The following is a 24,566-nucleotide window of genomic DNA, read 5'->3' as shown; positions in this document are numbered from 1 at the left end:
ACAAACAGAGAATCACGAATGAATTTAAATGAATTAAAGTATAAATCTGTAAACGAGCTAATGGATATAGCTCAAAGCTTAGATCTTGAGTCACTACGTGCAAGAAAACAAGAACTTATTTTCTCTATCTTAAAATACCATGCTGATAATGGCGAGGACATTTATGGTGAAGGTATTCTTGAAGTTTTACAAGACGGTTATGGTTTTTTAAGATCTTCTGATAGCTCATACTTTGCCAGTCCAGATGATATTTATGTATCACCTGCTTTTATTAGAAAACTAAACCTACGCACTGGTGATAGTATTGTTGGTAAAATTCGACCTCCTCGTGATAGCGAAAAATACTTTGCTGTTAAACACATCGATAGTGTTAATTTTGATTCTCCTGAACTTGCTAGAAAAAAGATTCTTTTTGAAAACTTAACGCCAGAGTATGCTAAAGAAAGGCTAACCATGGAGATCGGCAACGGTTCTAGTGAAGATCTCACAGCCAGGGTTATAGATTTAGCAGCCCCATTCGGTAAAGGTCAACGTGGTTTGATTGTGGCACCACCTAAAACTGGTAAAACAATTATGATGCAAAATATCGCAACCTCAATTGCTAAAAACCATCCTGAATGTAACTTAATTATGCTTTTAATTGATGAACGCCCTGAAGAAGTAACTGAAATGCAACGTTCAGTACGTGGTGAAGTTGTAGCTAGTACTTTCGATGAGCCTGCTGCACGCCACGTTCAATTAGCTGAAATTGTGATAGAAAAAGCTAAAAGACTAGTCGAGCATAAACAAGATGTTGTAATCCTACTAGACTCTATCACAAGGCTTGCACGTGCTTATAACACTGTATCACCAGCATCTGGTCGTGTGCTATCTGGTGGTGTTGAAGCAAACGCTTTACAAAAGCCAAAAAGATTCTTTGGTGCTGCTCGTAACACTGCTGAAGGTGGTAGCCTAACAATCATTGCTACAGCCCTTGTAGAAACAGGTTCTAAGATGGACGAGGTTATTTTCGAGGAGTTCAAAGGTACTGGTAACATGGAGCTACACCTTGATCGTAAGATTGCTGAGCGTCGCGTGTATCCTGCGATTAGCTTTGATAGGTCTGGTACGCGTAGAGAAGAGCTACTTACTACTCCAGAAGAATTGCAGAAGCTTTGGATTTTACGTAAGATTCTTGGTGGTATGGAAGATGTTCAAGCTATGGAATTTTTGACTGAAAAAATGAAAGGCACATTAACAAATGAAGAGTTCTTTGAGACTATGAAGAGAGGGACTATTTAATTTTAATGTTTGCTAAATTGTACCTCTCAACGTTTAGGTTGATTCTAAAAGCAATTCATTAAGCTCATTAGGCGCTAAGTTTAAGTTGTTTTTACTCAAAAATTTTACCATTTGAATTCACACTATTGGGGGCTCATAAACTAATATCACTAAAGCATATCATTTTGCTTTTTCATATGTTTTTTTGAAAAAAGTATATTGCTCCTGTTGATTTCTAGATTGGCAATACTTTTCTGCTTTTTCTAAGTTTTTATGGTCTACTACAATTTTTTCTTTTCTAGCTTTAATATAATAATCAGCTACCCCTATTCCACAATACAGATTAACCAACAGATTCTTTTTAAAATCCTCTAACAATTCATTGGTTGATGATTTCTTTATATCATCAATTCTAAAATTCATAACTATAATTGGATTATCTAGAGCTTGTATTTTGAAATAATATGTACCATATTTCACAACATCACAATAGTGACAATTACCACCCAAATCATAATGTTTTTTATATTCATACTTATAATTTAATAATTTAAATGGCTGATTATATTCTTGTTTAAGGAGTTGCATAACTTCTTGCTTAACTTGTTCTTGTTGCTGTTTTGTTGCTTTATCACTAAGCTTATTACCTAGCCATAATGATTTAGCACATGATGTGAGCAACATAATACTTAACAACAAAGTTAAAAATAAAAACTTTTTGAAATCTTAGTTATCATCCTTAAATGCCTCTCTAAAACTTTGTATATCTTTATAATTTGCTGAAAGCTTAAATATTTTTAGATTTTTCTTATCGATCTGATTAGGAATTAAGTCACCGTTCTCAGCATATGCATTATATCTATACCAACCTATCTTATGTATAGTCAATCTTCTTAACAACTCAAATAAAAACTGTGGTACAGCTATTAATCCACTTGTTTGCTGTGGTATATAGTTATAGTAATTATTATTAATGTTTGTTGCTAATTTTATTGAATCACCTATTTGCGCTGACAACTCAGCTATTATATCGCCTTGCCTTATAAAATTCTTAATATTGTTTGCTATAAATTTAGCATTTCTTTGATACTTATGGATTAATCTATCACTTAGTTCTTGCCAACTATTACATTTCCAATCTATACCCACATTACATACTTGAGAACGAAAACCCTTCCATAAGTTAATATCAGAATAATAATATTTATTTTTAAACCTAAAGCCAAAACTTGGATCAACCTCTGACTTGGTTCCAAAAGGCTCAAAACACTTAGTCGGAGCTAAGCTTAAGCCTTTTTTATAATCAAAAAATCTTATGCTTTGGATTTGCGCTATTGAGCCACCTAAACTATGACCGCTAAAACCGATACTTCTTACTTGGTATTTAGCTAATACCTCCCCTGTAAATTTTATACCTGCTATCATATGCGGAATGATTTCAGCACTTGGTATTAATTTACCGTGACCCATTTTTAAATCTGACCAATAATCCCAGGCTTTGTCAGTACCTCTATTAATAATATAAATACCTTTATTCTCTTTATCATTAACATTCGCCACTACAATTGCATAATAACTTGGTGCTGTACCAAAAAAATTTGATTGAGTCTTTGATACAAAATCAAAACTTGTAGCTACTAACTTATATTTTGCTAATATTGGATAGTAGTGATGAGAGTATTGTTCTAAGGCATCTTTTATATCTGAAATAAAAGAGTCGTAGAAATTTTATTTAAAGTTTTTTTATCTAGGTTATAAATAAGATTCGAAATAGTTTTTTCTTTCCCTGCTCTATTATTAACAATATTCTCCAGCATCATACTCTCATACACCAACTCACAAAGCACGCTCGCATCTTTATCTGGCAAGTTTGTTAATATTTTATTTTTATAATACTCTATAGTTATATCATTATTATTCTCATATGGGTGAAAACGCATTAAACACCGCCAACACATTTTTTTAGTTTTAAATTATTTATACATAAAATTAAATAAAAATACAATATTTAAAATTATTATTAATATAACTTTAGAGACATTTTGCGTCTGTGAAACTTCAAATGTTATTACTATTAGCTGATATATTTTTTTATAAATATAATTAATTTATTATAAGAGTTTAAGTAATTTACATTTTTTTTAGGTTTATAATTACCAAAATACTAACAAATGTTTAAAATTTATCTTGTGCACGTATTTCAGCTAAGGTTTGTTCAAGAATAATACGACCATTTTCATAATAAGTTAGTAGCTGACTATCAGGATGGTACTGCCCAAGTTGATAATTTTCATCAAGGTGTATAGTCTCATACTTTCCATCAGTATTTTTAATAAGGTCTAACCTACCTTTTTTTGATTTTTTAGCAGGATCTGTACTAGGGTTTTTTAGTACACCAATAACATTATTTTCTCGCTTTATAGCTGAACATTTTATTGCAAATTTAAAACTGTCACGATTTACAGATGACTCAAAATTACCCTGTAATAAAGCTCCTCCCATACCAAAAGCAATATTTTCAGCAGAGTATCCTTTTTCTTTCATTAGACTCAATACTCTATCTATCAATTGAATATTAACTCCATCTCCCTGTATTAGGCTTACCTTATTTATTACTTTATAACCTTTTGAGTTAACAGTGCTACCATAGCCTTTTTCTAACTCTTCTAAAGCATAAATAATATTTTTAACTGCATCACCTGAATCAGGGCGTATTACAAGGTTTGCTTTTTGAGCATTTACTTTATCTTTTAAAGCCACCCAACTTTTTATTGCTTGTTTAAAATCCCAACTATCAGAAACACAAGCATAGAGTACGCTATTATCTCCAAATTGCTCTATCATATTTTTAAAAGCATGATATTCACAATGACTACCCTCACCCCAGCTAGTCATAGTTGAGTGCTCACTTGCTGGTATTGAAAAGCCTGCCATGTTGTCATAATAGTATTGCTTACAAAACTGTAAAGCTGCCAAAGTATCTGTACCTAAAAAATTAACCAGATGTGCTGCTGACCCAATGCCGGCTGATTCCTCTGATGAAACCCCTCTATAGCCAAAATCATGTAGCATAAATCCAAGCTTATCTAAACTATCTGCTGTCTCTAATAGATATTTTTTTATAAGTTTTTTTATATTAAAACTAACAGTAGCAACAGTGGTTGGATACCATACTTTTAGTAATAAAGTTTCTAAAAAACCAGGTAACCAAAATAATTCTTCATCCGTACTTTCTATAGTCATCAAAACATTATGTACTGGAACAACACTTCCTTCTTTAACAGCTCTAATACGTATAGGCAAAAAACCACTATATTTTCTAATTACTTTTTCAAACCCTTGTCTATGAAATGGCAATCCATGAGCGTTTAAAATGTTCTCAGCTTCATCAACCATATCTATAGTTATTGGTTTGGACAAATACTTTTTAATGTAATATTGCAACCCAAAAAATTTCGTTTGAGATCCTAAACTAGCATTGTTAGCTCCTCTACTTTCTAAGTAAAAATGTAAATAATTAGTATCTTTCGGATATTGAAAAGGATGAGAATGTTTATAGCTATCTGTCATTAAAAGGATATTGTTATGAGTCATTATCTAGAGTAAAACGCTAATAAAGAGTTGGTTAGATAATTATATAGTTATAAAAAATAGAACACAAAGTTATTATAGTTTTAGATTTTTGATCTTGCCCTCAACAAGCCTTAAAACCTTCTCCATGTATTCTAGAGAAAGCCCTGTTTTATCTAACATAGGATTATATTCCGCCACTTCAAAACAGATTAATTGACTATAATCTATTTTAGAAAGAGTTTCATAAAATGTTTCAGGCTGTATACCATTTTCCACAGGAGTGCCAACAGCATCCATTTTTAAAGGATCTAATCCATCTAAGTCAAAACTAATTCCTACATTTCCATTTGTAACTTTTGCTAAACGCTCAAATTCCCTCAAAAAAAACTGCTCAAAATTTTGGCTATTTAAATCTCTCTGATAATAAATTTTTACACCTAATGAGTTTAAAAATTCCTCTTCTGCTGGTTCATATGATCTTATACCAAAAAAAACTATATTTTCTGGTTTTAACTTTGGTTGTTTATTCAAAATGTTTTTAAATTCTTGGTAACCATAACCTAGCAAATGTGCAACTGGCATACCATGAATATTACCAGTTTCTGATGTATCTGGCCTATGACTGTCCATATGAGCATCAATCCATATTAAGCCCAACTCATTGCCATGCTTTTTAAGGTGATCATATACCCCACTCCATGTTGCTATCGCGCAAGAATGATCCCCACCTAACACTAATGGGAAAACACCTTCATCAAGCTTTTGTGATATTGCTTTAGCAGCCTTTGTAAAATATTTTGCCATCGCTTTAATCTCTGTACGACCGCCGATATAATTGATTATCTGAGAGTCTAATTTTCTATCTCTTATAGCATTCAAAAAAACATATGGCGCTTTAGCACAACCTACCCTTCTACCAGCGTTACCAATAGCAACGCCTACTGCTTCAACTTTTTTCATTAAGTCCTCCAGATAAAAACCACACTCCTATTTACACCCATATCAAGCCTGTATTTAGCAATAATGCTAGACTCACCTTGCGTAGATACTAACATCATATTTCTCAAAAAATAAATTCAAATCTAGCATTTAAAAACATCTAAGTAATATCACATTGTTAAAGCTTCTGATAGTGGGCTAGTTACTTATAATAATTGAAAATAATAGATAACTAATGAATATTACCAAAACATATTTGAACGCATTGGCTTTATTGCAAATACCATTATTAATAGCAGATAAATATACCACGGCACTAAACTTAAGATTGGCACTAAAGTTACTAGCATACACCCAAAAAAGAATTGGGTAAAAAATAACAATACCTGATAGGCTGGCTTATTTGTTTTTAGATATTGTCTTGCTTTTTCTAAATAAGAACCTTGAAATGAAAATAAATGTAATATAAGCGGCATTGCTGCGATTAAAAACATTACTAAATAGAAAACCCAGCTAACTTCACTAAGTGCAAAATAACTAGTTGCTACAAGCAACCCTACTAAAAGATATACTATTTTAACTAAAACCAAATCTACTAGTGTAAATTTTTGCAATTTCTCTGATAAATAATCTTCTTCAAACATAACCTACTCCATAGTTTATATAGTTTAATTCTAGTCTATGCTTTAAGAAGTTAAAAGGATTTTTAAATAGAGCAGGCAAAAAAGTAATTAGGCTCACCGTCAAGAAAGATAACTTTAAGCTGGCTTGCTGGAACTTATTTGCTTTTTGCAATTAAATCAACAGTCTCCATTATTTTTGCTATAATATAAACACTATATCAGCAAATTTACGGCTGCCCTTAAATGACTATAAAACCCAAAGTTTTAGTTGCTGATGATGATAAACAAATTGCCGAATTTATAAAAACTAAATTTGAAGAAAATAATATCGAAACGACTCTAGCCTACGATGGTAAAGAAGCTTTGTTTCTTATTAATACTAATGAATATGATATTATTGTTATCGACTGGATGATGCCATATTTAGATGGGATATCATTACTTAAAATTCTTCGCAAACAACAATTAGTAACCCCCATTATCATTTTAAGTGCTTTAGATAGCACTGAAAATAAAATACAAGGGCTCAAATCTGGTAGTGATGATTACCTAACTAAACCTTTCTCTATTGAAGAGTTAATTATCCGTGTAAACATACTCTATAAAAGAACTAAATTAATTGCTCAAATAAATACTCACAAAATAATTTGTAGTGACATAGTGTTAGATGAGCTAGCTCACGAGGTAAGAAGAAATAACGTGCTCATACCTCTTCAGCAAAGAGAATATAAGATTTTACATTTACTTTTAAAGCATAAAAACGAAGTAGTTAGTAAAAACATGATTTTGAAAGAAGTCTGGGATTATGAGTTTGATCCCCAAACTAATGTAGTTGAAGTACATATTTCACGTTTACGTAATAAGCTTACTGAAAATAACCTTCCTGACCCCATAAAAACCATGCGCGGATTTGGATATGTCATCCAAGAACAATCTTAATAAAACTATTCAACGTAAATATATAATAAGCTCTAGCTTCAAAATGGCTATGCTTTTTACTATTTTGCTGAGCTTAAGTATTATTTCTTGGATTTATGTAGTAGTTTCATCTATTAGTGGTGATAAAATCTCTCAGCACGTTATACCTCTAGTCACCGGACTTAGTACGGCAGCTAGCGTTGTCATTATTAGCTACTTTGTAAGCATATTTGTTGTAAGAAAAATAAATCATATAGCAACAACCGCTGCAGCTATAATAAATACACAAGATTTTAGCTGTAGGATAGAATCTAAAGCAAACTGGGATGATTTAAGCAATTTAGCTAATATTTTAAATATCCTGTTCGAAAATATTGAAAACCTTCTTACAGATATAAAAAATGTGTCTAACAATATAGCTCATGATTTAAAAACCCCTCTGACTCGTTTGAAAAATAAACTAGAAATCTTAGAGGAAAAGTACCCTGACCAAGATACTGAAAAAGCTTTAGAAGAATGCAATAAGCTTTTAGAAGTATTTAATAGCCTATTACGCTTAAACAGACTCGAGCATGGACATGAAAAAATTATAAAAAACTACCTAAATATAAAAAATGTGATTAGAGATGCTATAGAATTATATGAGCCAATATTTGAGCAAAAAAATATTACTGTGAAAACAGATGTTACAGCTAAACCACTTAATCTAGATAAAAACTTATTTTTCCAAAGTATTATAAATATCTTAGATAATTGTTACAAATATTCCGATAAAAACACTTCTGTAACCATTCTAGGGACTATAACAAAAACAAACTATAAACTAACTATCAGTGACACTGGAGCAGGAGTAGCTAATCAAAACTTTGAAAAAATATTTGAACGGTTTTTTCGTGAAGAACAAAGTCGGACTCAGCAAGGTAATGGACTTGGGTTAGCTTTAGTAAAAAAAGTTATAGAGCTACATAACGGCAATATCACAGCAAAAAACAACTTGCCCACTGGTTTACTAATTACTATCACTATCCCTTTACATTAATTTTTTTTAACTAGGCTTTTAATGCTAAAAGAATTATTTTAGGTATATATATTGATCTATATTGATAAATTATGGAAAAAATAGCTATAATAGGCAGTGGCATATCAGGATTAGCAATTAGCTATCTTCTAAAAGATAAATACGATTTAACTATTTATGAGAAAAACAACTATTTTGGAGGTCATGCTCGTACACTTAATATCGAAAAAGGCATTTCCATAGATACTGGATTTATAGTTTTTAATTACCACACATATTATCACTTAACCAGGCTTTTTACTCACTTAGACGTACCTGTAGCTAAGAGTAATATGTCTTTTGGAGTATCTATAAAAGAAGGCCGATTTGAGTATGGCTCCAGTAACCTCAAAAGCTTATTTTGTCAAATATCGAATATCTTAAACCCTTACTTTTACAAAATGGTTTTTGATATCTTAAAGTTTAATAAAATATCAAGAAAGCATCTTAAAAATAATACCCTTGATGAAAGCATAACTTTAGAAGAATACCTCAGTAATCTAAAAGTCAGTAAATATTTCAAAGATTATTATTTATTAGCCATGGGAGCTTGTATTTGGAGCACTCCAATAAATCAAATGTATAAGTTTCCTGCTCTTAGTTTTATTAGATTTTTTAATAATCATGGACTACTTACTACAAACAAACCTATCCAATGGTATACAGTCCCAGGTGGTAGTAAAGTATATGTAGAGAAAATTGTCAAGAAACTAGAAAATGCAAATGTTAAGTTTGCTCCCAGTGCAATTAAAGTTTTACGTAAAACTAAAGTATTTATTACAGATGAAAGAAATATTATAAATGAATTCGATAAAGTTATATTTGCTTGCCATCCCAATGAAATTCTTGAAATATTAGATGATCCTTGTATAAATGAGAAAAAACTACTCACAGCAATAAAGTATCAGCCAAACACTGCTATCTTACATACAGATGAGAAGCTAATGCCCAAAAGATCTAAAGCTTGGTCAAGCTGGAATTATCTAAACAAAGAAACTAAAGATAATCGTAAAGTTGTATCCTTAAGTTACTGGATGAATAATTTACAACCTTTAAAAACAACTAAAAATTACTTTGTAACTATTAATCCAGATGAAAAACCAGAAGAATCTAAAATAATTAACGAGCATATCTTTGAACATCCTGTATTTGATAAAGCAGCAATCAGGGCTCAACAAAATTTCGATATTATTCAAGGTTTAAACAGCTCTTATTATTGTGGCGCATATCTTAGGTATGGTTTTCATGAAGATGGTATATTTAGTGCTGTAAAGGTAGCAGAAAAATTAGGAGTAAAAACTCCATGGTAAAAAATTTTGTTTTAAGCTCTAAAATATTTCATAAAAGGCATCACCCGAAACAGAATTCTTTTTGTTACAATGCTTACTATGTAGTGTTAGATATGCTCGATATAGATAAAAACAAGTTAAAGATATTTAGCATCAACAAGTTCAATCTATATAGTTTTTATGACAAAGATCACGGCTATAGGAACAAGAAAGATAGTTTAGATTGGATAGCCAACCTACTCCAAAAATATAAGCTTAATTATGATGATACTAGATTATTAACTATGCCTCGGGTCCTTGGATATTTATTTAATCCAGTCAGTTTCTGGCTTTGTTATAACAATGAAAAGCTTATAGCCGTAGTAGCTGAAGTTAACAATACTTTTGGTCAAACCCATAGCTATATTTGTCATAAAAATGGTATGCAAATAACTAAAGATTCTTGGTTTGAAGCCCAAAAAGAATTTCATGTTTCACCTTTTTATCAAAGAGAAGGTTTCTATAGATTTAACTTTTTTATTAACTTAAAAAACAATTCAAAAAACCAAATTACTATAAATTACTATAATAATGATAAGCTTCAACTTAGTACGCAGATAACTGCGGTTACTAAAACTTTTTCAAGTAGCAACCTATTTAAAGAGTTTCTAAGATCTCCATTATTAACATTTAAAGTCATTTTTCTAATACACTATCAAGCTCTAAAAATCCTTTTAAAACAAATCAAGTACGTTTCTAAACCAGTACAAATCAATAATAAAATAACTGAAGCAAAATACATTAACAAAATTTAATTTTTTGGCAATATTACCTCAACATTTATCTGCTAATATTTATCTTAACTATAGACTAACTTGGCAGATCAAATGTTTGAAAAGACTATCAGGAAAAATATCCTAAAAGCCTTAGATAATATAGAATTTGGTGAAATTTGCTTAACTACACCAGAAGGTGAAGTAATATATACAAAAGGCCAAAAAAATGGACAAATAGCGGACTTAAAATTAAAAGATTGGCGTACAGCCATTAATCTCAAATTTAAAGCTGATATAGGATTTGCGGCAGACTATCGAGATGGATATTGGGAAACATCTAACCTAAAAGCTTTAATACTTTTTGGTCTAGAAAATGAGCAAGCCTTTGGTCAATACATGAAGCCAAACGTCATCTTTAAGTTTCTGCATAAAATAGGCTATCTGACTAAAAGAAATACTTTAAAGCAAAGTAGAAAAAACATCCAAAAGCATTATGATTTAGGAAACCAATTTTATAACCTCTGGCTAGATAAAACTATGACTTACTCATCAGCTATGTTTAAAAACCAGAATGAAACCCTTGAGCAAGCTCAGATCAATAAATACTCTAATATCATTAGTAAATTTAACAAGCCTCAAGGTTCTATTATTGAGATTGGTTGTGGCTGGGGTGGTTTTGCAGAAACCGCAATTAACCACAGTAATTACTATCTTAAGGGTATTACCCTTTCAACTGAGCAGTACGAATTTGCCAAACAGCGTTTAGTAGGGAAAAACGTTGATATAACTATAGAAGATTATCGAATACAAGAAGGGCAATATGACTATGTTGTTTCTATAGAGATGATAGAGGCTGTTGGTAAGAAGTATTGGAATACTTACTTTTCAAAACTTAAATCCTTAGTCAAACGAAATGGTAAAATCATTATTCAAAGCATAGTTATTGATGACAAGCTTTTTAACAGCTACGCTAAAGGTACTGATATGATTAGAACTTTTATATTTCCAGGTGGTTTTCTACCCTCAATACAACAAATAGAAGTTGAACTTAAAAAAGTTGGGTTGAAATGTGTTAATAAAGAGTTTTTCGGTAAAGATTACGCTAAAACTTTAGATATTTGGGATAATAATTTTGCAAATACTGGTCAAGAGCTTTTAGAACTTGGTTTTGATAAACGATTTCAAAGGATGTGGCGTTTTTATCTAAATTCTTGTAGCGCTGCTTTTACTCATGGTCGTATAAATGTTGCTCAGCTGGAAATAGTACATGCTTAAAAGACTATTCGGAATATTCTTTATTTGTTTACCTATACTCATAAGCGCTCAAGAACTTGAGTTATCAACTATAAAAGCTCAAAATTCTAACCTGGTTGGCAAGGTTCATTTTAAAAAATGGTTTTTTGATATTTATGATGCTGAACTTTTTACAAATACCGGTAAATTTAATTGGGATCTAACTTTCTTACTAAAAATACATTATTTAATAGATCTCCAAAGTAAAAGCATAGTCACTCAAACATTAAAAGAAATATCAAAACAACACCCAAATGAAGTCAAAGATAACTACCAAAACTATCTGGATACTTTTAAAATGATAATACCAAACGTAGCTAAAAATACAGACCTCTACGGGTATATGGATAAAGATGGTTATGCAAACATTTATTCTGATACAAGGTTACTAGGAACTATACAAAATAAAGGTTTATCAAAATATTTCTTCGAAATATGGTTAAGTGATAAATCCTCTAATATCAAATTATCAAAACAACTGAGAGGCATATGAAAGGACTAATACTTAAAATAGGAGCAATTATTATGGTTTTTGGATTATTTGGATGTTCTATCAATATTTCTGATTATAAGGAGGAAACTCCTAAGTTAGATCTAAAAAAGTACCTACAAGGTAGAATAGTCGGCAATGGAATTATTCAAGATTATAAAGGCAAAGTTATTAAAAAATTTGACTTTTCCGGTGATGCTAGTTGGGATAACGATACTGGTACATTTGATGAGCATATGACATATTACGATGGACAAAAAGACCACCGTATATGGAGAATCAAAAAAATATCAGACAACTATTACGAAGGTACAACTGATGATGTAATTGGCATAGCAAAGATTTATGTAGAAGGTAATGCTATGAATTGGCAATACCAGATGCGCATCCCTGTTGGAGATAAAAAATACACGATAAATTTTGATGATTGGATGTATTTAATGAATGATGACGTCCTAATAAATAAAAACTCATTTAAAAAATTTGGCTTAAATGTTGGCTCGCTAACTTTGTTTATGCATAAACAAGAAACTGGAAAATAAAGGATGCAAAAATTTGAAAATAAAACCATATGGATAATTGGTGCTACTGACGGCATCGGTAAAGCTATTTTAGAGAGATTAGATAGCTCAGTAAACGCAAACTTTATAATATCTTCACGCTCACAAAAAAAATTAGAAACCATTGGTATGAATCTAAAAAATGAATCTATATCATTAGCTTTTAATGTTACTGACTACTCAGAATTTGAGAAACAAGCAGCCAAAGCTATACAATACAAACCTGACTTTATAATATATTTACCAGCTTTTTACGAACCCTCTCTAATAACTGATATATCGTTATCTAATCTTGATAAAACTATACAAACCAATTTAACTGCTGTTTTTTATCTTATAAGATTTATTTTGCCATATATAAAGAAAAACCCACACTGTCAATTAGCGATAACTGCTAGTGTGGCTGGTTATATAGGGTTGCCAAAATCTCAGCCCTATGCTGCCACTAAAGCTGGAGTTATCAATCTAGTTGAAAGTTTAAAAGCTGAAAATCAAGATTTGGACATTAGACTTATAAATCCAAGCTTTGTAAAAACAAAACTAACAGACAAAAATAATTTTAAAATGCCCGCTTTGTTAACCCCAGAAAAAGCTGCCAAAGAAATTCTCAAAGGGTTATTATCGAATAATTTTGAAATTCATTTTACTAAAAAATTCACCTTAATCTTAAAATTTATCGCAAAGTTTCCATATAGGTTGTATTTCAAAATAGCTAAAAAATTAATTTAAATTCATGGAGCAAAATATGAAAAGTAAGTCAAACAATATTACTAAAATAGCTTTTGCTGGATTACATCTTAGCTGTTTAGGTGTATTTTTTGTAAACTTTAACTTAACAGCTTTGTTAGTATTTACTATTACGTTTAGCATGAGAACTTTTGCTTTAACGGCTGGGTACCACCGTTATTTTGCACATAGATCTTTCCAAACATCGAGGTTTTTTCAATTTATATTAGCCCTAGTGGGAACATGGGCTTCTCAAAAAGGGCCGCTATGGTGGTCTGGGCACCATAGATACCATCATATTCACTCTGATAAAACTACTGATCTTCATTCACCTGAAAATGGTTTTTTTCAGTCGCATATAAGCTGGATTTTTAACCCTAATAACAATTCTGTAGAGTTAAAATACACAAAAGACTGGTTTAAATATCCGGAACTAGTTTGGTTGGATAAATTTTCTCATTTATCATTTTTTTTATATCTTGTTGGGCTATTCGTTATTGGTAGTTTTGTAGCTTATAAATACCCAAATCTAGGAACTTCTGGTCTAAACTTTGTCTTTTTTGGGGGGATATTAAGCACTGTTTTACTATATCACACAACTTTCAGTGTAAATTCAATTTGCCATATCTTTGGGTCCAAAGATCATCTAACAACAGATAATAGTAGAAATAACTGGTTTATTGCAATTCTCACTTTTGGAGAGGGTTGGCATAACAATCATCATAAATTTGCTTATTCAGTTAGAAATAACCTGAAGTTTTGGCAGATTGACATAACTTACATTATCTTAACTATACTGAAAAAATTAAGAATCGTATGGGGGTTCAAACAACCAAAAACTTAACGAATTTGTTGGTCATTAAGATTGTTTAGTTTTATTTTTTCTTTTATCACGCTTTGGCTTTCTCTTTTTAACTTTCTTCTTAGTACTATATTTTTTAGAGCTGTCAAAATCTTTTGCTGATTGCTCTGGAGAATATAATTCAAAATCTATATGGACACTTTCTAAATCTGCCCTTATTACTCTTATGGTTATTTTTTGACCTATCTTAAAAACTTTGTGGTTTCTTCTACCAATCAAAATGTCTTTAGTTTCATCAAAAATATAATAATCACCAGGAATAGTTGAAACATGAACCAAGCCTTCTATGAACATATCTTTAAGCTCAACAAACAATCCTAGACCATTGATATGTGTGATTTTTGCCTCTAAAACATGCCCTATATAATCTTGCATAAAGTAACACTTCAACCAATCTTCTACTTGTTTGGAGGCTCCATCTGCATTTCTTTCTTGAAAAGATGCGTTGTCGCAAATATTAGCTAACTCACTAGACTTATAGTCACAACCACCATGATTATATTCATTGATAATAGATTTAATAATTCTATGAACTACTAAATCAGGGTATCTACGAATAGGTGAAGTAAAATGAGTATACTCATCATAAGCAAGACCAAAATGCCCAACATTATCAATACTATAAACAGCTTGATTCATGCTACGCAAAGTCATCATTTGAATATCTTCATAATCAGGACGACTTTTAATACTTTCTAGCATTTGTGCTAAGGCTTTTGGTGTTACTTTACCATCTTTACCATAAGATAGATGGATACCATGACGAGATAAATGTTTTTTTAAAGCATCCATCTTATCCTCTTTAGGCTCGCTATGTACTCTAAACGGAGAAGTTTTTTTATGCTTTATTACAAACTTAGCTGCTGCAACGTTTGCTACTAACATGCACTCTTCTATTAGTCTATGCGCATCATTGCGTTGCCTTGGTATTATTGATTGTATATGGTTATGCTTATCAAGGATGATTTGTGTCTCTATAGTATCAAAATCTATTGCTCCTCTTTGATCTCTGGCAGTATGCAAGACTTTATACAAATCATATAAAACAAATATATCAGGCACTAACTCTGGAGTATTTTCTACTATAGAGTTTTGTTTCTTATCTAATAGTTTTGCTACTTCAGTATAAGTTAAACGTGCTTTAGAATTTATAACAGCTGAATAAAACTTATATCTAGTTAACTTACCAGTGCTACTTATATTCATCTCACAAACTAAAGAATACCTATCAACATTTGGCTGTAAAGAGCATAAACCATTTGATAATTTTTCTGGAAGCATAGGTATCACATATCCAGGAAAATAAACTGAGGTTGAACGGCGTTTAGCATCTAAATCTAAAGCAGAATCTTTCTGAACATAACTTGAAACATCTGCTATTGCAACATATAATTTCCAACCCTCAGCTTTAGTTCTACTAGCAAACACGGCATCATCAAAATCTTTTGCATCTTCGCCATCAATAGTAACAAAATTAAGCTTTCGCAGATCTACTCTTTCTTTAGTTATTATATCATCTGAAAGAGTATCTAAGTATTCAAGAGTTTTTTTACTCCATTGCTCTATTAAATCAAACTTTTTAGTAGCTAGCATCATAGCTTGTTTAACTGGAGATATCGCTTCAACTTCTTGCTTGAACTTAGCAACTGCAACACTATTAATACTTGGTTGAACTATTATTTCAGCTTCTATTAGTGAATCCTGATCGATCTTTTGTCTAGGAGGTAATAAGACTATATCACTAGTTATATTCTTATTTATTGGCTTGAGAAAGTGCCCATCAAAAATTTTATAATAATAACCTGTTATGGTTTTTTGGGCTCTTGAAACTACTGATTTTATCTCTGCTTCAATTTTACCTTTTTTATTTATTCCTAATACCCTAGCTGTAACTTCATCACCTACCATTAACATTTTTGCTTGGGAGGAAAGAATACTAACTTTAGTATTTAATGTATGGCTAAATATTTCTAATCTACCATCTCTATCAACCGAAACTTTTGAAGTTACATAAACATTTTTTATTTCCGGAAGGCTATAATATGATTTATCTTTAACTAATTGACCGTCTCTAACCATAGCTCCTAGTCTATTAACCAACCCTTCAAATGAAGATTTTTTGTTAATTTCTAAAGCTAAAGCAATATTTTCTACGCTTACTGGCAGCTGCATGTCCTTGATATAGCACAATATCATCTGGCGACTCGCAATGGGGTTTTCATACTTTTGTGCTTCTAGATCCCTATTAGGATCATTATTTATACTGTACTTACTCACTTATTAATTTTTCCTGCTCAAAAAATTTTTTGCTAACTAAATTACCTTTATCAAATTCAGCTACTGCAATAAATTTATTCTCATCATATATTCTAAAAACTCCATTGATATCTGCTTGAGTTGTTAGGATACCTTTATTGTATAAATCATGCTTTTGATTTACATCTAAAGTGTATATTGGTTTATCTTTAAATACACTTTCTATGTGTTCTATAGTATCAAGTTTTTCTTCAAAACTTAAATCTTTCAAACCCTCAATTTCGTATGCTTTATCTAGAGAAAATGGACCACTTTGAGTCCGTTGTAATGCTATTAAATGACCTCCACAACCAAGTTCCGTACCTATATCCATAGCTAAACTACGGATATATGTTCCTTTAGAACATCTAACCTTAATCTCTAGTGTATCATCTTTACTACTTAGCAACTTAAGTTGATATATGGTTATTTTTCGTGGTCTTATTTCAACTTGTTTACCCTCTCTCGCCAGCTTATAGAGTGGTTGCCCATTATATTTTAAAGCTGAATATATTGGTGGGGTCTGATCACTTTGGCCTCGAAATTTATCTAATATGTTTTCTATAAGTGTATTTGATAGTTTAGGAACATCCAAAATTGTAACTATCTCACCTTCTGCATCACCGGTAGTGGTTTGTATACCAAGTTTAATTGTTGCTATATACTCTTTGTCAGCATCAAGTAAATATTGAGCTATCTTGGTTGCTCTACCAAAACATATTGGCAAAACACCTGTTGCCATAGGGTCTAATGTGCCAGTGTGGCCAGCCTTTTTAGCGTTATATAAATATTTTAATTGCTGTAGAATTTTATTTGAGCTAATACCTTTAGCTTTATTTATTACTATTATACCATTTAAATTTAGCTTATTTTTTTTCATGTAAACCCTGACTTTCTAGCAACCTTATCATTTCTTTGGCTGCTTTTTGCTCGGCTTTTTTTCTAGAGGTATCTTGTGCCTTAGTCTCAAAACCTAATTCTTTTACAATTGCAGCAACTTCAAATATTTGTTCATGATCTTTACCGGAAATAGCTATAATGTTATATGCTGGAAGGCTCATGGAATTTTGCAGCAATATCTCTTGTAGCCTGGACTTATTATCTTTAACCTTCACAATATCTACATCTAATCTAGAAAAAATGTCAGCGTACCAACCAAGTATAACTTTTTTGACATTAGCAAAATCACTATCTAAATAAATCGCACCGATTACAGCTTCAAAAACATCCTCTAAGATTTTCTCTCGTTTTTGTGAACCTGTCTCACTACCTCCCAATATCACAAACTCATCTATTTTATAATCTAGAGCTAATTTTGATAATGTAACGCCTTTAACAAGTTTTGAGCGAATTTGGGAAAGCTCACCTTCAGTGAATTTGGGAAATTTCTGATACAACGACTCTGCTATAATAAAACCTAATATTGAATCACCTAAGAATTCTAAACGCTCGTAATTTTTTTTGGCTTTACTTCTATGTGTTAATGCTCTAGTTAAAATTGTATGATCTTTAAAAGTATAGCCTAGTATTCGGTAAAGTCTGGAGTAATCTGGAATCATCTACCTAAAAAACCTTTCCAATTTCATTCCAACGGATTTTTTTATCAACCTTATCCCAACTCATCCAAACAAGTTTAGCTTTACCAACTAAATCTTGTTCTGGAACAAATCCCCAATACCGACTGTCCTGACTATTATCTCTATTATCGCCCATAACAAAATAATGACCTTCTGGAACTTTCAAACTTTCAAAGTCTTGAGATTTAACTGATTTTATCCAATCTATTTCATGAGTAACATCTCCTAGATGCTCCAGACAAACAATATCCCCACTATTATCTGACAACGATTTATTATTATAATTCATAACACTTCTATCACAATCAGTATAGTCAAGCTGTTTACCATTTATGGTTAAAGTCTTATTTTTATAAGATATAATATCCCCAGGCAAGCCCACAACTCGTTTTACATAATCCACATTAGGGTTAACTGGAAAGTGAAAAACCACGATATCGCCTCTTTTAGGGTAACCTGTATTGACCAGTATTTTATTAGTAAATGGTGCTCTAATACCATATGCTGTCTTATCTACAAAGATAAAGTCTCCTACTGGTAACGTAGGAGTCATGGATGCTGTAGGAATTAAAAAATTTCCCACCAAAAATGTTCTTAATATAAAAACCACAAAAAACACGCTAAATAAAGATCTAGCTTGATCTGCTATAAAAGGAGCTTTTAAACCATGATCTTTATAAAATTGGCGTTTTTGCTTTTTATTAAGAGCTTTAAGTTGCTCTCTATATGAAGCTAATCTATTTTTTTGAAAAAAAAGATAATCTATTAAATAAATAATACCGCTTGCAAAAGTCAAAAATAGTAACCAAAAAGTAAACCCTAGACTTAAGAAATATTCCATAAAAGTTATTTAATTACTTTGTCCTTTTGTACAAAATAACCAACGCCTCTTATTGTTTGAATAAAATTAGAGATATTAATTTTCTTTCTCAGGTTGTGCATATGCACTTCTAAAGTGTTAGTATCCATCTCTTTATCAGTTGAGTAAACTTCTTCTAAAAGTTGTGTTTTTGGAACAACTCGACCAGCGTTTTGAACCAATATAGATAACAATGCTAATTCTTTTTTAGAAACTGGAATAATTACACCATCCTTTGTAACTGTCTCAGAACTAGGGTTAAAACTATAATCACCAAACATGATTTCTTCGTTAACACTTTTACCAGATCTAACATCTATCCTACGGGAGATAGCTTTAACTCTAGCAACTAACTCTTTAAGTTCAAAAGGTTTAGTCATATAATCATCAGCCCCAAAATCTAAGCCTTTAACTCTATCTTCTAAACCATCTCTAGCTGTAAGTAAAAGTATAGGCGTTTTAATACCTCTACTTCTTACGCTTTTTAAAACTTCTAGACCAGTTTTAATTGGTAAACCAATATCCAGGATAGTTATATCGTATAAACCAGATTCTATAAAAGTCTGAGCAGCCTCTCCATCAGAAACCAAGTTCACATTAAAACCTTCTTTCTGCAAAGCTTCCAGCAAGCCTTCCCCCAAGTTTAAATCATCTTCTGCTAATAATAATCTCATGAATCTCCCTCTACTCCTATTTAAAACTTAATAAACTCAAATTGGCATATTTTTCCGTGAAAGTATACATTACAAGATACATAAAGTAAACATTCATTTTAAATTACCATCTTTACATCATGTTACTATAAATTAATATTATTCGAAACCCTCTATTCCAAAATATATTCACAATTAAATTTAAGCCTTCAAAACAACAAAATACTTTTTCATAAAGCTTCACCAAACTCTTTTGTTAATTCTTGCGACCTTCTTATGTTAGCTTTAATCGCCTTATCTACTATCACCTCCAAGCCAAAATCTTCAAAAACCTTTAAAGCCTCTGCTGTAATACCTTTCTTAGATGTTACATTTTTTCTCAATGTTTCTATACTATCACCACTATTTAATGCCATCTGTGCCGCCCCTAAACAGCTTTGTATAACTAGTATACTTGCCTGGTCTTCCGCCAAACCATTTTTAACAGCAGCTTTAACCATATGCTCCATAAATTGCAAATAATAAGCTGGAGCAGAACTAGCACATGCTGCTACAACATCTATCTTATCTTCATTGTCTACTACAACTATTATACCCATAGCTGACATTACATCCATCACTATATTTCTTTGCTTAGAGTCTACGTTTTCATTAAAGTATATACCTGTAGCGCCATAACCTAAGCTACTTGGTGTATTCGGTATTACTCTTGCCAAAGCAACCTCTTTACCAAACAGTTTAGTATAAACACCTATCTGAATACCTGCAGCAACGCTAATTATTAGCTGAGTACCACTTACATACTCCTTAATACTTTTAATAAGCTCACCCATTTGCTGTGGCTTAATAGCTAAAACAATAATATCACTTTCAGCTATAGCATCACTTAATGGCTTTGATACTTCTACCCCATATTTATTAGATAAAATCTTAAGCTTATCAAGATTTCTGTCAATAACAGTTATGTTTGTCGGATTAAAATTACTTTTAACTAAACCAGAAATCATCGCTTTAGCCATATTACCACCACCAAGAAAACATATCTTAGTATTCATAAATTAATTCCTCAAACATTTTGCATTAAATAAAATGATAACATTTCATATAAATATTGCTAATATATCACTTATGCATATAAGTTATTTTTATAAAAAATATGAAAGAAATAGTACTTGCGTCAAACAATAAAGGAAAAATAAAAGAGTTCAAAGAGAGTTTTTCAAAATTAAACATAAATGTATTACCGCAATCTGAGTTTAACGTACCAGAGATTGAAGAAACAGGATTAAGCTTTATTGAAAACGCTATACTTAAAGCTCGCAATTGCTGTAAGCATACCGGGCTCCCAGCGATCGCTGATGATTCTGGTTTAGAGGTTTTCACGCTTAACGGTGAACCTGGGATATATTCTGCTAGATATGCAGGACAGCATGGTAATGATTTAGCAAATATTGAAAAATTACTAGAAAGATTAAAAAAATCAAATAACACTGATGCAAGATTTGTATGTACTATTGCCTATTTAAAACATGAGAATGACCCTACTCCAGCTATCGCATTAGGCACATTACATGGTAAGATTATTAATCAACCTATAGGAAATTATGGATTTGGCTACGACCCTGTTTTTTTACTACCCCAATTAAACAAAACTCTAGCTCAAATAACTATACAAGAAAAAAACCTCTGTAGCCATAGAGCAAAAGCTTTGAATAATCTCCTAAATAATTTTAAAGATGATAATAACACTTAATAATTTCTAACCTCATTGAAAAAAAATATATGCTATAATCCTTAAAAGAGTAAATAAATTATTACGCCGGTAAGATTAAGTTGGACTACTTAAAAAAAATTACATACAGATTTTTAGCTTATGTATATTCTAGCTTATTTATAGTCTATATTCCTATTCTATATGTCAAAAAACTAAAACGAAGTTTCAAAAATATCCATTATAGGCAACGTTGGGCTGAAAGATTTGCTGTAACAAAAACTCGACTGAATAATTGCATTTGGATACATTCTGTTTCAGTTGGCGAGACATTATCTGCAGAACCTCTAGTAAGAAAACTAATTCTAGAATATCCTAACGAAAAATTTGTCATTACAACTACTACCCCTACTGGTAGTGATGTAGTAAAACAATTATATGGTAATTGCGATAATGTATACCATATGTATATACCATATGATGTACAGCCTTTTATAAATAGCTTCTTTGCGAAACTTAACCCAAAATTTTTCATAATCATCGAAACAGAAATATGGCCAAACATCCTACAAAAGTGTTTTGATGAGAATATCCCTGTAGTTATAACAAACGCCAGACTGTCTAAAAAGTCTATGCGTAACTACACAAAAATCCCATTTGGCAAAGAATTTTTATTTAGTAAGCTCTCTCATATTAATGCCCAAACTGAAAAAGACGCAAAACGCTTTATCTCTCTGGGTGTCCCTAAAGAAAAACTTACGATAACTGGTAATCTCAAATATAATCTAATAACCCCAGAGAGTCTACAAAAAGACATGATGGGTTTAAAGGAAAGTATAGCTAATCGCGCAGTTTGGGTTGCAGGTAGCACTCATCAAGGTGAAGAAGAGATCATACTTAAAGCCCATTTAGAAATTTTAAAACTAAAACCAGAATGTTTACTTATAATAGTTCCAAGACATAAAGAAAGATTTTCAAAAGTTGAAAAACTTATAGCTAAACACAAATTTTCATTTCAAAAAAGAAGCGTATCAAAAGACTCCATACAAAAACAAACCCAAGTTTACCTTGGAGATACCATGGGGGAACTTATACACCTTTATCATGTTTCTGATATTACATTTGTTGGAGGTAGCTTAAACAACACAGGTGGACATAATCTACTTGAACCAGCAGCCTTAGCGAAGCCTATTATTAGTGGTAGTAGTCTTTTTAACTTTAGCCAGATATCAAAAGATTTGATTAAAAACGATGCTCTGATTATTATTAATAGTCCTGACGAACTTGCTAATAAAGTAATTGAACTTTTTGATAATACCCAAATTTTAAATACTATGTCAAAAAATTCATACTACACTTTTAAAGCTCATAGTAATGTTTTAGAAAAGCAATACAATCTAATAACCAAATTTTTATGAAAGAAAAAGATAAACTAGAAGATTTTAATAAATTTATTCTAGAAACGTTTACAACTCTTAAATGCAGTTCTAAAACTCTGCTTGAAGCAATAAAATATAGCTTCTTAGCTGGAGGCAAAAGAATACGTGCTCAATTTGTTTATGCAATTGGAGAAGCTTTAAATGTCAATATTCAAGACTGTCATAAATTAGCTTTTGCCGTCGAAGCTATACATACATACTCTCTAATCCATGATGACCTACCTGCTATGGATAATGATACGATTCGTAGAGGTAAACCAACATGCCACATTAAGTTTAATGAAGCCACTGCAATTTTAGCTGGAGACGCTTTACAAGCTTTAGCTTTCCAAATAATTCAAACAGTTAATGTTAAAGATTTACTTACCTTAAAAAAAATAAATTCCCAGTTAGCACAATTTTGTGGCTTAGGTGGCATGGTAGCTGGTCAACAGCTCGATATAGAAGGTGAAAATAAACTCCTAACCCTAGATCAGTTAGAATGCGTCCATATCCATAAAACAGCAAAAATGTTTAGCGCTAGCATTTTATTGCCATATTATCTCTCAACGAATACAGATGACTCTACAGAATTCATACTTAACGATTTATCTTTACTTATAGGACTATGTTTTCAAATCAAAGATGACATTCTTGATGTCACAAAAACCACTAAAGAATTAGGAAAAACTCCTGCAAAAGATATAGATGCTAATAAATCAACCTATGTTTCGTTATTAGGCTTAGAAGAAGCTATAAACTATTTAGATGAAAAAAAGACTTTGCTGGCTTCTCTAATAAGCCAGCTTAAAGCTAAAGATATAAATTGTCACAATATAGAAAAACTTATAAACCTAGTTATAGATAGAAACTATTAGTCATTTCTGTTAAAATTTCAAAAATTTATCAGAGCCAAATTTAAATCGATGCAAAATTTACAAAAAATATACGCTTGGTTAGTACACCTTTTTACTTCACTAGGTGCTGTGTTTGGAATATTTGCAATTATATTCTCAATAGAAGCGGCGAAAGCAAATGTTTTAGGAGATACAGATTTATATTATTATAATATGAGACTATCTTTATTCAGTATAATAGCTTCCGTATTCATTGATTCTGTTGATGGAAGCTTTGCGCGCCTTGTTGATATAAAAAAACTTGCTCCTTTAGATGGCGGACTTTTAGACAACATAATTGACTTTAGTACTTACTCTATAGTGCCATGTGTTTGGATATATGTTTCAAACATTGTAAGTCATGAGTGGTTACTAGTTGCTATAGTCCTCATAACCATCTCTTCATCATACCAATTTTGCCAACCCAATGCTAAAACTAAAGATTGCTTCTTTGTCGGATTTCCTAGTTATTGGAATGTCATAGTTATATATATGCTGTGTTTTCAGTCACCACAGTGGCTTAATGAAATAACTATATTAATTCTAGCAATTTTCTCTTTTGTACCTATAAAATATATTTATTTATCAAGAACAGAGTATATTAGTGAAAGCAAAGCGGTCAAAACATTTACGTTTTTATTTACTATGCTTGCCTCTATAGCAACCTTTATTGCTGTACTAATGTACCCAATAAAGACACCAAGTTTACTAATTACTATAATAATTATTTTTAGCATTTTTTATATAGTTTTTAGTCTTAAGTTAAACTTTAAAACCCCAAAGGTTAACTAGCTTTACTAAAAATAAACGGT

The 24,566-nt window shown here is 31.3% G+C and carries 26 protein-coding genes; 14 read left to right on the top strand and 12 right to left on the bottom strand.

The annotated features are described in order from the left end of the window. The first annotated feature begins 18 nt into the window (after positions 1-18). A complete protein-coding gene (rho, locus tag E3E15_RS01625) occupies positions 19-1,281 on the top strand; it encodes a transcription termination factor Rho (RefSeq protein ID WP_035721246.1) in 1,263 nt (420 codons plus the stop codon). A gap of 159 nt (positions 1,282-1,440) precedes the next feature. Here rho and E3E15_RS01620 read toward each other — a convergent pair whose 3' ends face one another. From E3E15_RS01620 to E3E15_RS01595, 6 genes are all read right to left on the bottom strand, one after another. Next, complete coding sequence (locus E3E15_RS01620; RefSeq protein ID WP_172106346.1) at positions 1,441-1,944, bottom strand: hypothetical protein; 504 nt, start codon at positions 1,942-1,944, stop codon at positions 1,441-1,443. Positions 1,945-1,986: 42 nt separating this feature from the next. Next, positions 1,987-2,820 carry a lipase family protein gene (locus tag E3E15_RS01615; protein ID WP_172106345.1) on the bottom strand — a complete coding sequence of 278 codons (834 nt, stop codon included), beginning with the start codon at positions 2,818-2,820 and terminating at the stop codon, positions 1,987-1,989. 137 nt (positions 2,821-2,957) lie between these two features. Next, positions 2,958-3,200 carry a hypothetical protein gene (locus tag E3E15_RS01610; protein WP_172106344.1) on the bottom strand — a complete coding sequence of 81 codons (243 nt, stop codon included), beginning with the start codon at positions 3,198-3,200 and terminating at the stop codon, positions 2,958-2,960. A 235-nt stretch (positions 3,201-3,435) separates the two neighbouring features. Next, on the bottom strand, positions 3,436-4,854 hold the full coding sequence (locus tag E3E15_RS01605) for a nicotinate phosphoribosyltransferase (RefSeq protein WP_172106343.1): 1,419 nt from the start codon (positions 4,852-4,854) through the stop codon (positions 3,436-3,438). A 72-nt stretch (positions 4,855-4,926) separates the two neighbouring features. Beyond that, on the bottom strand, positions 4,927-5,793 hold the full coding sequence (locus tag E3E15_RS01600; RefSeq protein WP_172106342.1) for an arginase: 867 nt from the start codon (positions 5,791-5,793) through the stop codon (positions 4,927-4,929). A 221-nt stretch (positions 5,794-6,014) separates the two neighbouring features. Further along, positions 6,015-6,416 carry a hypothetical protein gene (locus E3E15_RS01595; protein ID WP_172106341.1) on the bottom strand — a complete coding sequence of 134 codons (402 nt, stop codon included), beginning with the start codon at positions 6,414-6,416 and terminating at the stop codon, positions 6,015-6,017. 222 nt (positions 6,417-6,638) lie between these two features. On the opposite strand from E3E15_RS01595, the gene bfpR reads away from it, so the two are divergent. From bfpR to E3E15_RS01550, 9 genes are all read left to right on the top strand, one after another. Next, positions 6,639-7,334 (top strand): two-component system response regulator BfpR, encoded by a 696-nt coding sequence (bfpR, locus tag E3E15_RS01590; protein WP_172106340.1) that lies wholly within the window; start codon positions 6,639-6,641, stop codon positions 7,332-7,334. Next, a complete protein-coding gene (locus tag E3E15_RS01585) occupies positions 7,312-8,352 on the top strand; it encodes a sensor histidine kinase (protein WP_172106339.1) in 1,041 nt (346 codons plus the stop codon). The genes bfpR and E3E15_RS01585 overlap by 23 nt, the downstream gene beginning before the upstream one ends. A 71-nt stretch (positions 8,353-8,423) precedes the next feature. Then, positions 8,424-9,680, top strand: coding sequence for an NAD(P)/FAD-dependent oxidoreductase (locus E3E15_RS01580; protein ID WP_172106338.1), 1,257 nt, complete (start codon positions 8,424-8,426; stop codon positions 9,678-9,680). Next, on the top strand, positions 9,674-10,453 hold the full coding sequence (locus tag E3E15_RS01575) for a DUF1365 domain-containing protein (RefSeq protein WP_172106337.1): 780 nt from the start codon (positions 9,674-9,676) through the stop codon (positions 10,451-10,453). Before E3E15_RS01580 ends, E3E15_RS01575 begins: the two co-directional genes overlap by 7 nt. Before the next feature lie 72 nt (positions 10,454-10,525). Continuing rightward, complete coding sequence (locus E3E15_RS01570; protein ID WP_172106336.1) at positions 10,526-11,689, top strand: SAM-dependent methyltransferase; 1,164 nt, start codon at positions 10,526-10,528, stop codon at positions 11,687-11,689. Then, complete coding sequence (locus E3E15_RS01565; protein WP_172106335.1) at positions 11,682-12,200, top strand: chalcone isomerase family protein; 519 nt, start codon at positions 11,682-11,684, stop codon at positions 12,198-12,200. The genes E3E15_RS01570 and E3E15_RS01565 overlap by 8 nt, the downstream gene beginning before the upstream one ends. After that, positions 12,197-12,739: a DUF3833 domain-containing protein gene (locus E3E15_RS01560; protein WP_172106334.1), complete on the top strand. Its 543-nt coding sequence runs from the start codon at positions 12,197-12,199 to the stop codon at positions 12,737-12,739. Before E3E15_RS01565 ends, E3E15_RS01560 begins: the two co-directional genes overlap by 4 nt. Before the next feature lie 3 nt (positions 12,740-12,742). Then, the gene (locus tag E3E15_RS01555) at positions 12,743-13,486 is read left to right on the top strand and encodes an SDR family NAD(P)-dependent oxidoreductase (RefSeq protein WP_172106333.1); all 744 of its coding nucleotides are present in this window, start codon (positions 12,743-12,745) and stop codon (positions 13,484-13,486) included. Between the two features lie 16 nt (positions 13,487-13,502). Beyond that, the gene (locus E3E15_RS01550) at positions 13,503-14,327 is read left to right on the top strand and encodes an acyl-CoA desaturase (protein WP_172106332.1); all 825 of its coding nucleotides are present in this window, start codon (positions 13,503-13,505) and stop codon (positions 14,325-14,327) included. A gap of 15 nt (positions 14,328-14,342) precedes the next feature. Here the strand turns inward: E3E15_RS01550 and rnr are convergent, their stop codons facing one another. The 6 genes from rnr to proC all read right to left on the bottom strand — a co-directional run bounded on the left by rnr (position 14,343) and on the right by proC (position 20,784). Beyond that, entirely contained in the window at positions 14,343-16,622 is a 2,280-nt protein-coding gene (gene rnr, locus E3E15_RS01545; protein WP_172106331.1) for a ribonuclease R, read from the bottom strand. After that, on the bottom strand, positions 16,615-17,520 hold the full coding sequence (truB, locus tag E3E15_RS01540) for a tRNA pseudouridine(55) synthase TruB (protein WP_172106330.1): 906 nt from the start codon (positions 17,518-17,520) through the stop codon (positions 16,615-16,617). Before truB ends, rnr begins: the two co-directional genes overlap by 8 nt. After that, a complete protein-coding gene (gene rnc / locus E3E15_RS01535) occupies positions 17,507-18,199 on the bottom strand; it encodes a ribonuclease III (RefSeq protein WP_172106329.1) in 693 nt (230 codons plus the stop codon). The genes truB and rnc overlap by 14 nt, the downstream gene beginning before the upstream one ends. A 4-nt stretch (positions 18,200-18,203) precedes the next feature. After that, a complete protein-coding gene (gene lepB / locus E3E15_RS01530; RefSeq protein WP_035721191.1) occupies positions 18,204-19,058 on the bottom strand; it encodes a signal peptidase I in 855 nt (284 codons plus the stop codon). Positions 19,059-19,063: 5 nt separating this feature from the next. Continuing rightward, positions 19,064-19,750 (bottom strand): response regulator, encoded by a 687-nt coding sequence (locus E3E15_RS01525; protein WP_035721187.1) that lies wholly within the window; start codon positions 19,748-19,750, stop codon positions 19,064-19,066. A 209-nt stretch (positions 19,751-19,959) separates the two neighbouring features. Further along, positions 19,960-20,784, bottom strand: coding sequence for a pyrroline-5-carboxylate reductase (gene proC, locus E3E15_RS01520; protein ID WP_172106328.1), 825 nt, complete (start codon positions 20,782-20,784; stop codon positions 19,960-19,962). 101 nt (positions 20,785-20,885) lie between these two features. Here proC and rdgB point away from each other — a divergent pair, with 101 nt between their 5' ends. The 4 genes from rdgB (at position 20,886) to E3E15_RS01500 (ending at position 24,546) form a co-directional block, all read left to right on the top strand. Next, a complete protein-coding gene (gene rdgB, locus E3E15_RS01515) occupies positions 20,886-21,482 on the top strand; it encodes an RdgB/HAM1 family non-canonical purine NTP pyrophosphatase (RefSeq protein WP_035721182.1) in 597 nt (198 codons plus the stop codon). A gap of 80 nt (positions 21,483-21,562) precedes the next feature. Then, positions 21,563-22,858 (top strand): lipid IV(A) 3-deoxy-D-manno-octulosonic acid transferase, encoded by a 1,296-nt coding sequence (waaA, locus tag E3E15_RS01510; protein WP_172106327.1) that lies wholly within the window; start codon positions 21,563-21,565, stop codon positions 22,856-22,858. Continuing rightward, a complete protein-coding gene (locus E3E15_RS01505) occupies positions 22,855-23,736 on the top strand; it encodes a polyprenyl synthetase family protein (protein WP_172106326.1) in 882 nt (293 codons plus the stop codon). Before waaA ends, E3E15_RS01505 begins: the two co-directional genes overlap by 4 nt. A gap of 48 nt (positions 23,737-23,784) precedes the next feature. Beyond that, the gene (locus tag E3E15_RS01500; protein ID WP_172106325.1) at positions 23,785-24,546 is read left to right on the top strand and encodes a CDP-alcohol phosphatidyltransferase family protein; all 762 of its coding nucleotides are present in this window, start codon (positions 23,785-23,787) and stop codon (positions 24,544-24,546) included. The last annotated feature ends 20 nt before the right edge of the window (positions 24,547-24,566 follow it).

It is taken from the genome of Allofrancisella frigidaquae (assembly GCF_012222825.1).
Lineage (GTDB): Bacteria > Pseudomonadota > Gammaproteobacteria > Francisellales > Francisellaceae > Francisella > Francisella frigidaquae.
This window is presented reverse-complemented; position numbering and strand designations above follow the sequence as displayed.